The sequence below is a fragment of the Candidatus Methylomirabilota bacterium genome, from assembly GCA_035315345.1.
GTDB lineage: Bacteria > Methylomirabilota > Methylomirabilia > Rokubacteriales > CSP1-6 > CAMLFJ01.
Window position 1 is genome coordinate 1 of record DATFYA010000081.1, and the last position, 2,692, is coordinate 2,692.

A 2,692-nucleotide genomic window follows, 5' to 3' on the forward strand; every position below is an offset into this window, starting at 1 on the left:
TTAACGCTGCTCCTCCACCAAGCGTTTGATGGTCAGCGTCATCTTGCGCTCCATTACGAAATGCGCCGGCTCCGGCGATGACGCTGATGCTCGTGATGTCCCTGCCATTCGCGGCGTAATTGGAACAGCCCGCCCCGTTCGAGCCTCCTTGCCTGCCGTACCCGTGCACGCCGATCCGAGTGATCAGCACGCTCTGTGTCGTGATCCGGACGTCACCCAGATCCTGGTCCGGCCAGCCCTGCTCGCCGATCAAGGGAACGAACGCGACGGCGAGGTCTTGTCAATAGGTGTGTAAAAGAAGATCAGGCGGCGGCCTTCTCGTTGCCCCGTTTCACACGCTCTCCGTCGACGTACACGACGCCCTCGGCCACGTCCGGCAAGAGCTCGGGCGCGTCGAGCCGGCGGAAGCGTTGTTCGGCGACGCCCAAGGTCTTCCAGATCACGGCGGTCGCGTTCTCGACCTTCTTGAACCGCTTCGCCGCCCCCGTCCGCAGCCGCACCGCGGCGAAGGGTGACTCCACCACGTTGGTCGTGCGCAGATGCTTCCAGTGCGCTTGCGGGAACGCGTAGAACGTCACGAGCCGCTCCCAGTCCTCGGCTAGGCGCTGGCCCGCGGCGGCGACCCCCTTCTTCGTGGCCCACGCCTGGAACGCCCGCTGCTGCCGCTCGGCCTCCGCGCGCGTCTCGGCGTAGGGGATCTGCGTGAGCAGCGCGCGCGCGTCGCCCTGCAGTGTCTTCGGCAGCGTGTCGAGCACGTTGACGATCCGGTGATTCCAGCAGCGCTGCTCCTCGGCCGTCGGGAACACGCTCGCTACCGCCCCCCAGATCCCGAGATGCCCGTCGGCAATCACCAGCCGCGGGGCCCGCAGCCCGCGCGCCTTGAGATCCCGGAGCAGCGCGGCCCAGCTCTCCGTCGATTCGCGATACCCGCTCTCCACCGCGAGCACGACCTTTTGTCCGTCGCGCAGCCCCGCGATCAGCACCAGCATCGCCGCCTTGTCCTTCTCCAGCCCCGCCTTGACGTAGATGCCATCGGCCCAGACGTACACAGGCTCGAGGTCGTCCAGCCGCCGCCGCTTCCACGTCTCGTACTCCGCCTGCCAGCCGGCCTTCAGCCGCGCGATCGAGGCCGCCGACAACGGCGCGCCCGTGCCCAGCAACCCCCGCAAGGCCAGATCGAAATCGCCCTGGGCCAGCCCGTGCAAGTACAACTCGGGCAACAGCCGTCCCACTTCCTCCGTGCGCCGCTTGAACAACGGCAGCAGCTGGCTCTCGAAGCGCGCCGCCAATCCACGCACCCGCGGCCGCCGTACCGTGATGGTGCCGCTCATCAGACTGAGCCGGCGCGGCTTGCCCACCCCGTTCCGATACCCCGGCGCGGCATCGACGCCCTCCCGCCGCTCATATCGCCGCCGCCCCAAGGCCTCCTCCACCTCCTCCTCCAGCAACTGCTGCAGCCACCGCTGGATTCCCTCCCGCGCGTACCGCTCCAGCGCGTCCCAGCCAGGCCTTGACGCCGCGACCTCGATGATGCTCTGCTCCTTCATGGGCGGTGTCTCCTTCGGCGGGCGTTCGCAGCGCCCGCGGTTCGGGTTGGTGGTCCCCGAAGGCTACACCGCCTGTTCTTCGTTTACACACCCCCTGAGGCTACCTCCCCCACTCCCGTCCGGAGGTAGCCTGGATCGGGTAGTGTCTCAGTTTGACAAACTGAGACACTACCGCTCCGCGCGGCCGTTTGACACCCGCGCGCCGCGCGTGCTACCTGTCGGCCAGATCAGATCCGTGAGGAGGCTCCATGACGCACACGACATCGAAGCGCGCCCATCTCGTCGCCGGCGGATTTCCGCCCGGCGCGAGCGCCGGCCACGATCACGACTACGCCCGCCTTCAGCTCCTCCAGCTCCTGGCCGAGCAGGAGGTCCCGGCCTCGGTCGCCAATGACTTCGGCGACGTCGAGAAGTGGCTGCCCGTGAGCCGGCTCCTCATCACCTACGTGGCGGGCCCGTATCCGGACGCCGCGCAGTGCGGCGCCATCCGGCGCTGGATGGAGGACGGCGGCCGGTGGCTGGCCCTGCACGGCACGAGTGGCGGCCGCGCCGAGCGCGTCGAGGGCTCCCGGCAGCGCCGAACCGTGAAGCTCGAGCACCACGCCCTTCTCGGCAGCTACTTCCTGACGCATCCGCCGATCTGCAAGATCCAGGTCGACGTGGCCGGCGGCGCCGCCGGCCTCACGCGGGGGCTGCCCGCGTCCTTCGACGTCGAGGACGAGCCGTACTTCATCGAGCTCCAGGACCCCACGGCGACGCGGATCGTGCTGACGGCCGACTACGGCGCCGGCGTCACGTCGCCGACGATCGGCACGCTCTACGCCTCCGACACGTCGCTCTTGCCCGACGGCCGGACCCGCGTGCTCGGCTACACGCGCGACGTGGGCGCGGGCGGCGTCACCTACATTGCCCTGGGGCACTGCCACAACCCCGCCATCCGCGGACCGCGGGCCGACCCCGCGGACACCGCGCCGCTCACGTTCCGCGGGTCCTGGGAGGCCGATCCATTCAGGGTTCTGCTCCAGAACGCCATCGCGTGGGGCGTCCGCGCCTAGCCCAGCGCAGGAGTAGCAGCTTTCGCGTCACATCGTCGGTCGCACACTGGTTGTTCCGTTTCCCGTTAATGGATACTCGCACATAATGAT

General features: G+C 68.8%; 3 protein-coding genes. 1 reads left to right on the forward strand and 2 read right to left on the reverse strand.

Annotated elements, in window-relative coordinates:
* Together VKN16_09910 and VKN16_09915 are read right to left on the reverse strand one after the other, a co-directional pair.
* Positions 1 to 253: hypothetical protein (locus tag VKN16_09910; protein HME94517.1), on the reverse strand; the 253-nt coding region annotated here is incomplete at its 3' end.
* Positions 254 to 302: 49 nt separating this feature from the next.
* Complete coding sequence (locus VKN16_09915) at positions 303 to 1,547, reverse strand: IS256 family transposase (GenBank protein HME94518.1); 1,245 nt, start codon at positions 1,545 to 1,547, stop codon at positions 303 to 305.
* Between the two features lie 248 nt (positions 1,548 to 1,795).
* On the opposite strand from VKN16_09915, the gene VKN16_09920 reads away from it, so the two are divergent.
* The gene (locus VKN16_09920) at positions 1,796 to 2,602 is read left to right on the forward strand and encodes a ThuA domain-containing protein (protein HME94519.1); all 807 of its coding nucleotides are present in this window, start codon (positions 1,796 to 1,798) and stop codon (positions 2,600 to 2,602) included.
* The last annotated feature ends 90 nt before the right edge of the window (positions 2,603 to 2,692 follow it).